General features: G+C 56.3%; 7 protein-coding genes. 1 reads left to right on the forward strand and 6 read right to left on the reverse strand.

Annotated features, from left to right (window positions below):
* The first annotated feature begins 126 nt into the window (after positions 1 to 126).
* Positions 127 to 1,797 carry a glycoside hydrolase family 2 protein gene (locus Q2B33_RS04425; protein ID WP_300571568.1) on the forward strand — a complete coding sequence of 557 codons (1,671 nt, stop codon included), beginning with the start codon at positions 127 to 129 and terminating at the stop codon, positions 1,795 to 1,797.
* A gap of 68 nt (positions 1,798 to 1,865) precedes the next feature.
* Here the strand turns inward: Q2B33_RS04425 and Q2B33_RS04430 are convergent, their stop codons facing one another.
* The 6 genes from Q2B33_RS04430 to Q2B33_RS04455 all read right to left on the reverse strand — a co-directional run bounded on the left by Q2B33_RS04430 (position 1,866) and on the right by Q2B33_RS04455 (position 8,791).
* Positions 1,866 to 2,501 (reverse strand): helix-turn-helix domain-containing protein, encoded by a 636-nt coding sequence (locus Q2B33_RS04430; RefSeq protein ID WP_296470087.1) that lies wholly within the window; start codon positions 2,499 to 2,501, stop codon positions 1,866 to 1,868.
* Positions 2,502 to 2,574: 73 nt separating this feature from the next.
* On the reverse strand, positions 2,575 to 2,829 hold the full coding sequence (locus tag Q2B33_RS04435; protein ID WP_296470091.1) for a hypothetical protein: 255 nt from the start codon (positions 2,827 to 2,829) through the stop codon (positions 2,575 to 2,577).
* Between the two features lie 450 nt (positions 2,830 to 3,279).
* Positions 3,280 to 5,103 carry an ABC transporter ATP-binding protein gene (locus Q2B33_RS04440; protein WP_300571571.1) on the reverse strand — a complete coding sequence of 608 codons (1,824 nt, stop codon included), beginning with the start codon at positions 5,101 to 5,103 and terminating at the stop codon, positions 3,280 to 3,282.
* Positions 5,100 to 6,983 (reverse strand): ABC transporter ATP-binding protein, encoded by a 1,884-nt coding sequence (locus tag Q2B33_RS04445; RefSeq protein WP_300571573.1) that lies wholly within the window; start codon positions 6,981 to 6,983, stop codon positions 5,100 to 5,102. The genes Q2B33_RS04440 and Q2B33_RS04445 overlap by 4 nt, the downstream gene beginning before the upstream one ends.
* A 332-nt stretch (positions 6,984 to 7,315) precedes the next feature.
* Positions 7,316 to 8,056: a sensor histidine kinase gene (locus tag Q2B33_RS04450; protein ID WP_300571575.1), complete on the reverse strand. Its 741-nt coding sequence runs from the start codon at positions 8,054 to 8,056 to the stop codon at positions 7,316 to 7,318.
* A gap of 24 nt (positions 8,057 to 8,080) precedes the next feature.
* Positions 8,081 to 8,791, reverse strand: coding sequence for a LytTR family DNA-binding domain-containing protein (locus tag Q2B33_RS04455; RefSeq protein WP_300571577.1), 711 nt, complete (start codon positions 8,789 to 8,791; stop codon positions 8,081 to 8,083).
* Positions 8,792 to 8,951 lie beyond the last annotated feature (160 nt).

Consider the following 8,951-nt stretch of genomic DNA (forward strand, 5'->3'; position numbering starts at 1 on the left):
GGGACGGATAGCGGATGGAGAAGCCCCAGGCGGCAGCAGCCGGAAGCGGACGAAAAGATAGCGGGCGGAGATGCCCCAGCGGCTGCGGCCGCCGGAAATCGGGCAAGAAAGCAGAAGGAGGTTTTTATGGTAAGAAGCTTTGCGACACACAAAATCAGGAACTGCGAAGAGATTTCCTCATCTCTGTGGGACTTCGTGACCCTGCCGGGCCAGGGGACGGGGGTTTCCAGGAAAGCCATGGTGCCGGAGTGCTGGGAATGCAGTCCGGACATGCGCGGCTACCGGGGCAGGGCCCAATACCAGCGGGACATCCGGTGCTTCGGAAATGTGCGGCTGGAGTTCAAGGGGGTAAGCCATACGGCGGAGGTCTATCTGGACGACAGGCTTGTGGCATCCCATTACAATGCTTATACGCCTTTTTCGGTTGACCTGAGAGACATCGGCGAGGGGGAGCACCGCCTGAAGGTGGTGGTGGACAATTCCTTTGGCGAGGCCTCCGCATTGCATGTGCCCAATGATTACCAGACCTATGGGGGAATCACCAGGCCGGTGGTGCTGGAGCGCCAGGGGGATGCTTACCTTTCCGGGATGCATGCGGACAGCATCTTCAAAGACGGCCAGTGGCATCTGAAAATCCGGGCGCAGGCAGAGAACCTGTCGGGGACGGCGTTTACAGGCAAAGTCACATTTTTCCTGGGGGAAAGGGAGCTGGCTTCGGTTCCGGTGCGGGCAGAGGGGAACGGCGGCGCATCCGTGGAGACCGGGGAGCTGCCCTGCGAGGAGGTGACGGCATGGTGCCCGGAGAATCCTGCCCTGTATCCCCTGACAGCGGTGCTGACGGACGCGCATGAGTGGGAAATCGACGACCTGATCGACCGGATAGGATTCCGCAGGGTGGAGATTGTGGGAAAGGGGATTTACCTGAACGGCAATCGGGTGCGGATCAAGGGGTTCTGCCGCCATGAGGACCATCCCCAGTTCGGGTGCGCCATCCCCTATGGGGCCATGTACCAGGATTTGATGCTCATGAAGGAGGCAGGGGCGAATTCCGTCCGCACCTCCCATTACCCCAATGACGAGCGGTTCCTGGATCTGTGCGACGAGCTGGGCATTTTGGTCTGGGAGGAGAACCATGCCAGAGGGCTGTCGGAGGAGAACATGCGCAACCCGAATTTTGAAAGGCAGTGCGAGGACTGCATCCGGGAGATGATTACGGCCCATTACAACCACCCCAGCATCTATATCTGGGGCATCCTCAACGAGTGCGCCAGCCACACGGAATACGGGAGAGAGTGCTATCGCAGGCAGTACGAGCTGATTGGACAGCTGGATTCCACCAGGCCCCGCTCCTCCGCCAGCTGCCAGTTCAAGACGGACATCTGCTTCGACCTTCCCGAGGTGGTCTCCTACAACATCTATCCCCTCTGGTACCACGACACGCCGCCCGGGGAATATCTGGACGACCTCTACGGCTGGGTGCAGGAGGAGACGGAAGGGGCGGGCAAGCCCTTCCTGATTACGGAAATCGGCGCAGGGGCAATCTACGGATACCGCACCCCCGACATGGTGAAATGGTCGGAGGAATATCAGGAAAAGGCGCTGGAGGAGCAGCTTACGGCGGTGCTTTCCAGAGAGGACATAAGCGGCGTCTATATCTGGCAGTTCTGCGACTGCAGGGTGTGCGACAGTTGGTTCAGCGGTCGGCCCCGGACCATGAACAACAAGGGAATCTGGGATGAGTACAGGCGCCCCAAGCTTTCTTTCCGGACGGTGAAGCGGATTTTTGGCGGGCTGTAAGGCAGGGAGCGAAAGGAGGCTGTCGGCAAATGAGAATTCGGCCATTTTCCCACAGCCTTCTAACCTTGCTATGGCGCGCTTCTATTTTGCCTTGCTATGAGGATATCGATGGCAGTGCATACGGCGATGTATATGATCCAATAGAGGCCAAAGGTCTTGTAGGAATGCATTGGCATGGGAACCGGCGCGATCCACCAGGAGAATCCGCCACCCTTTAACCCCATCAGGGTGTTGAAACAGAAGGCCATGGGGACGAACAGCAGAATCCATACGCCTGGCAGCAGGAAGAAGCGCTTTGCCTTCTGCTTATCCCTTGTGTCCAGGAACTGTCCCATGAGGAAGATTCCCGTGCCAATCAGCATGACGGCGAATCCCAGGCCTACGGCATAGGCCCTCTGCTGCTCAATCCAGATGACTATGGAAGAGACCAGGCCGATTGCGTTCAGGACAGTGCCAATGAGAGCGAACATCATTGCGCTGTATCTTTTTTCAGGCACCAAGGCGGGAGCGATTCCTTTCAGGAGAAAATCCGTGGTAGTCTCAAAATAATCGCTCAGGAGGATTATCTTTTCGATATCCGGAACGCTCTGTGCGCTTTCCCACTTGGAGACCGCCTGTCTGGAGACGCCGATGCTGTTCGCAAGCTCCTCCTGGGATATTCCTTTGGATTTCCTCAGCTGTTGTATTCTGTCTGCGATGTTCATAAGCGGAACCTCCGTAAATTTGATAACAGAATCATAGCACTGAAAGCGGTTGCGAAGCCACCATTTTCGGCTTTCAATCCGGCAACTGGCGGTTGCCGTCAGGCCATGACCTGTTTTCTGACGCTGCCCATATGTCCAGCGCCAGGTTGTAGATGTCGGTTATCTTCCGGTCTATTCGATAGATTTCCCGTGCGGGGCCGGCTTGTCTGGTTTCGATTCGGTTCATTTTCCGACTGAGTTCCATCATGTCCTTTTTCATGTCCTGAGTCTCACTCCGGATGCTCCGCACTTCGGATAAAAGCAGGTCGAACTTTTCGCTGTCTGTCATAAGGATACCTCCCATTGCATTGGTTACGATTATATACTGCATAACGCTGAATACTGCCTAATGCAATCATGCGATTGAACCGGTCAGCGTTATGCAGTCTGATTTTACGGCAAGTGAAATCGTTAAGCAGTATAAGTTGCTACAGTGTTTTTGTGGAGCCGCTTTGCTCCAGTTGCGGGTCTATCCAATTGTCAAGGTGTAATGGCCATTTCGCGTTCCGAAACTGTCCGGTCTCCTGCAGTCCATAAGAATCCGCTAGGCCATATAAGGTATCCATTTCTCTTGACACAGTGTATAATGGGAACGAGGGAGCGTAAACTGTAGGAAAATCGCTGATGGCTTTTGAAAATAAGATAAAATATCCTGTACAGAATAAGGCCAGTATAACATATGTTCCGTAAATACGCAAGCATTAAATCGCTTGACCTGAATAAACGGCAGCGCCGCCCATCACGCATAATACTGTGCCTGCGCGTTCCAGAGCTCCCTGTACAGCCCTTCCTGCTTTTCCAGCTCCTCATGGGTTCCGTGCTGTACGACCTTCCCCCTGTCAAATACCAGAATGTCCTCGCAGAACCTGCAGGAGGCCAGGCGGTGCGAGATGTAGATGGCCGTCTTGTGGCCCACCATCCCGTCAAAGCCCTCGAACACCTCCGTCTCCGCCTTCGGGTCCAGCGCCGCCGTGGGTTCGTCCATTATGACAAAGGGCGCGTCTTTGTAGATCGCCCGGGCAATCGCCAGCTTCTGCCGCTCCCCGCCGGAGAAGGCGACTCCACTCTCGTCATAATCCTTTCCGACGCATGTGCCCAGCCCTCCCGGGAGATTGGACAGCCTGGCTCCCAGGCCGGCCCTCTCCATGGCGACCGCCACCCTCCCCTCGTCCATCTCCGCCCCGGCCGCTATATTCTCTCCCACGGGAAAGGCAAACATCTGGAAATCCTGAAACACCACCGAGAACAGATTGCAGTACTCTCTGTAATCGTATTTCCGGATGTCGATGCCGTTCACCTTAATGCAGCCCTCCGTCACGTCGTACAGGCGGCAGAGGAGTTTTACAAAGGTGGTCTTGCCGGAGCCGTTCCTGCCGACGATGGCCAGCTTTTCTCCAATCTCCAGCTTCAGGTTGAGGTTCCTGATTACATATTCATCGGAGCCGGGATACCGGAAGGAGACATTCTCAAATGCCACGGAGAACCTGTCGTCCTGCCGTTTCTCTACAGGAATCGTCCCCTCGTATTTCCTCCTGCCAAGCCCTGTGAATTCCCTGTAATCCGCGGCGTACAGGGCCGCTGTCTTCAAGTGTCCCATCGTGACGGCGAGCCTGGCCACGGCCCCCGCGAACAGCTCCATGCTGGACGCATATGCGACCACGCTGCCGATGGTGATGATCCCCAGCCAGGCCTGCATACCGGCATAGGCATAGATCAGCAGATTGCACAGATTGAGGATGATTCTCTGCAGCACGGTCCTTCTCACATATATCGCATTCCTGCTCTTCTCGCTCCCGCAGATTCCGGCAAAGAGCCCGTCGATGTCTCTGTTCAGCATGCCTTCCAGCCCCATGGCGCGGATATCCTTCTGGGGCTCCACCCCGGACAGCAGGTCCAGATAGAAAAGCTTCTTATTATAGATGGCGGAGGCATCCAGGAAATGCCTTGTGGCCTTCTGCGTGTCCCTGAAACTGAACTTATAATTCACGAACAGCAGGCCTCCCAGCGCTGCCGCCAGCAGCAATGCGCTCCACCCGGAGCCCCAAAACCTGTATCCCGCATTCTTGGCAATGCCGAACATGGGGGACACTATGGCGGCGGCCGCGCCGATGGTCACGAGATTCTGCAGCAGATCGCACAGCTGCACCATCAGCCATCCTCCCACCCCGTAAAAGGAATTCTGGAACGCCCGGAACCGGATGTCCTGGGCGTGCGCATCCTCCAGATATTCGTAATCCATGGTCAGCGCCTTCCGGTTCAGCTCCCGGCTGCCGAACTCCTTGGGATAATTCTCCAGCTTCTTCCGGAAGCTCTCCCCCAGCCTGGCGGTTATCACGCCCAGGATCAGCTTCCCGCCCACGGCGGCAAGAATCATGCCCATGACCCTTCTCATATCAGAGCCGGCCAGCGCCGCATCGGTAATAAGGCCGATCAGCAGCACCAGAATATACGGGGTGACCGCCTCCAGAACCGCGTGGGCGATTCCTATGTAAAAGGTTTTCTTCTCCTGCCGGTACACCGCTTTCAGGAGGAACCACAGATTTTCCAGATCCTTTCGTTTCATTTTCCGTTCTCCTTATAGAACCTGCTCTGCATCTCAAACAGCTCGGCATAGCGCCCGCCCTTTTTCAGCAGCTCCTCATGGGTGCCCTCCTCGACAATCCCCGCTCCCTCCAGCAGCACAATCCTGTCGCAGAACCGCGTGCTGGACAGCCGGTGGGATATGAAGATTACAGTGCGCCCCCGGGCCGCCTCGCCATAGCGCAGATACAGCTCATGCTCCGCTATTGGGTCCAATGCGGCGGTGGGCTCGTCCAGGATCAGCAGCGGCGCTTTTCTGTAGAGGGCCCTCGCGAATAGCAGCTTCTGCTTCTCGCCCCCGGAGAAATCCGTTGCGTCCCCGTACACTTCCCGTACCACCCTCGTCCTCCCCCTGTTCGGCAGACTCTCGTAGCGCCCGCCGAACCCGGACCATTCCAGGGCAAGCTCCAGCTCCTCCCGGTTCGCCTCCTCCGCCGGAGCGGCCGTCAGGTTCTCGTCCAGGGTCAGCGGGAACAGCATGGAATCCTGGAACAGCGCGGAGATGAGGCTCCTGTATTCTTCCGGGTCATAGTCGCTCTGCTCTGTGCCGTTGATATAGATTGCTCCCTCCACAGGTTTATAAAAGCCGCAGAGGAGCTTCACCAACGTGGTCTTCCCCGCGCCGTTTAAGCCGATGAGCGCCAGCTTCTCATTGGAATGTATGGTCAGGTTGATGTCATACAGGATGTCCGTCTCCGCCCCGGGATACCGAAACGACACATGCCGGAATTCCACCTCCACTCCCCTCGCCCTGTCCGGATTCCTGCATTCTCTGCGCTCCGCCTCCGGGAGATCTAGGAGCTTTCGGAGATAGGAGAGAAAGGAGTTGATGGCATTCAACCCCTGCACCTTCCGAATCAGCTCCGAGAAATTGGCGGAAAACGTCCGCACCAGGCCCACGGAGAAGACAAACTGTGCGACGCTCTGCTGACCTAGCGTCAGCAACCAGGCGAGATAGCCATACGAGGCCAGCTCTGTCAGGAACCCCAGCCCCAGTTCCTGCACCCGGCGGATGAAATACTGTGTGTGTATGCGGCCGTAGATGCGGTCCATGCCCAGGATGGCCTGGTCGTATTTCTCCATGAACCAGTCCTGCATCTGGTAGATACGGATATCCTTGCCGTCGCTGCGCTCCATGGCGTGGCGGTTGATGTACGCGATCTCCTTCGTGTGCCTGCCCAGCTTCTCGTGGTTTCTCCCGTGTACCCTTTCCACCCTCTTCAACAGGAAAATGTTGATTCCTATGGTCAGGATGTGCATCGCCGCCAGCCCCGGATTCACCAGGCACAGGAGGACGCCGTACAGCAGAGAGCTCAGGAAGGAGGCAATCAAAACGGGCATGGAGGTGACCGAATTGCGGATGGCGAACTCGTTTCTGAGGACATTCCAGATATTTCCCACCAGCTTCTGGGTCTCCTGTCTCTCCAGAAGCTCATAGTCAATCTTCATCGTCTTACGGAAGGCCAGTTTGTCGTAATACAGGGTCAGCGACATGCCGTTCCGATAGAGATACTGCTGCATGCTGGAGTTCACCACGCTGCACGCCAGGATGGCCGCGGCCACCGCAATCACGCTCGTCAGCAGGGCGGCCAGCGATACCTTCCCCTGTAGCTGCGAGACGATCAGGGACGGCAGCCATATCCCCAGAAAGGTCGCGGTCATGCCGGGAACCACAGCCAGAAACTGGAAATAGCACACCCATTTGTTCCACTGCTTCGCGCTTTTCAGATGAAAAAACAGATTGGAGGCCAGGGTGTAGCCCGCGGGCTCCCTGCGGCCCCCAGGACATCCCTGTTTTGCGTGTCCTGTTTGGCCTGTCTGTCCTGCCTGTTCCGTCTGCCCTGCCTGTCCCCTGCGTCTCATATATCTCCTCTTTCTCCCGCATCAAATGCCCACAATCCAGCCGCAGTCCACGCCAACAGTACAGCCGGATTTCACGTCCCCGCGGCATTTTATACTCGTGCTCAGAAACATTTGCCAATGTAAATGTATAACAAGGTCACTGTTGTGACAGTGACCTTAAGACCGCCATCTGTAATCTTGCCGTAAGCGATTTGGTTAATTCTGGCGGTCTTGAGTATACGTAAATATAGCACAGGATTTCCCGAAAAAAACAATTTCGCACGAATGGTATCCCCACACGCACGAATTGCATTTTTTCCGTATTTTTTCTGAGTTTTCCCTGCGCCGCGCAGTCACCCTTCCACCAGCGGCAGCATCACCTCCGTCGCGAACACACCCTCCTCATCCTGCCGGTTGAGAAAGCCGCCGTATTTCGACACGATCCGGTCAATGCGGACGAGACCGAAGCCGTGCACCCCTGCATGCCCCCCGGACTTGGTGGTGAGATATTGCAGTCCGCTCCTCCTGGCCCTCCCGCTCATGGAATTCGTGACCGCGATATAGAGCTGCTTTTTCACGATGTCGATATAAATCTGGATGAACGGCTCCTCCCCGTCCCCCATCTGCAGGCAGGCCTCCAGGGCATTGTCCAGGAGATTGCCGATCAGCGCAGACAGATCTATCCCCGAGAACGGAACGTCCTGGGGGACCACCGCCGTCGCGTCCACCTGGATTCCCTTCTCCCGGATTATGGTCAGCTTGCTGTTCAAGATGGCGTCCACCATCACATTCCCGGTCTTTATCACCGTGTCAACCGTGGTCAGGTCGTCGTTCAGCATGTCCAGATACCGCAGCGCATCCCCGTAATCCCCAAGCTCCATATGGGCCTTCAGCACCTGGATATGGTTGTGGTAATCATGCCTCCAGCCCCGCATCTTGCGGTACATGGTCTCCACCTCCGCGTAATGCCTGTCCACCAGCTCATTCTGAAACCGGCTTATCCTTCTGTCCACATACCGCGGCATCCAGAAGATCCACAGAAGAACATTGATCAAAAGAACCGCCCCGACAATCACATATGGCACCAGATTCATTCCGCGCACTCCCCGCCTTCGCATCTATCTGCTTTTATAGTACCTCAGGAATTCCAGCTGTACCTGTTTGACCCGCGTTCTCGAGACCGCGAGCCTCTCGCCGTTGTCCAGGATCAGCTCCGCATTCCGGATGGCCGAGACAAACCGCAGATTCACCAGATACGCCCTGTGGCACCTTACTATCTCGGGAATTCCGTTCACCCGCTTCTCGATCTCCCCCAGGGATTCCCTCAGCGGGAACGCCCCGTCCCATGTGTGCATCACGCTGCCGTGCCCTGCGGCCTCCACGTACAGAATGCTGCCTGTCTGCACCCGCCTCACCTCGTCCGCTCCGTTCAGCACAAGGCTCTCCCCTTCCTCCCGCTTCGCCTCCGCCATCCGGTCCAGCGCCTGGAACAGCCTTTCCTTGTCCACCGGCTTCATCAGATAGTGAAGCGCCGACACATCGTATCCGCGCTGCATGTATTCGTCGTACCCGGTGACGAACAGAATGGGAACCTCCCTGTCCTCCAGGCGTACTTTTTCGGCCAGCCCCAGGCCGTTCATCCCGCCCATCTCGATGTCAAGGATCAGGAGACGATAATCCTTCCCGTCCTCCCAGGCGAAGAGGAAACTCTCGCTGCTGGGAAAACAGCTGAATTCCACCAGTTCCCTTCTCGCCTCAGCCCATTCCCCTATATATTTTACGATGATTTCCTGTTCTTTCGCTTCGTCCTCTACGATGGCTATTTTCATCCCGTCCGCATCCTTTATCGCTTCTGCCTTGATGACGCTATACTATAATTTCGTGCGCTTCAGCGCACATGGAATCAGAAGTTGACACAACGTCCTTTTGTGTCGATATTGTACCAAGCCACTTACGTGGCAGCAAGTTCTAAAAATATTTTCTCCTAAA

It is taken from the genome of uncultured Acetatifactor sp., assembly GCF_948601915.1.
Classification (GTDB): domain Bacteria; phylum Bacillota; class Clostridia; order Lachnospirales; family Lachnospiraceae; genus Acetatifactor.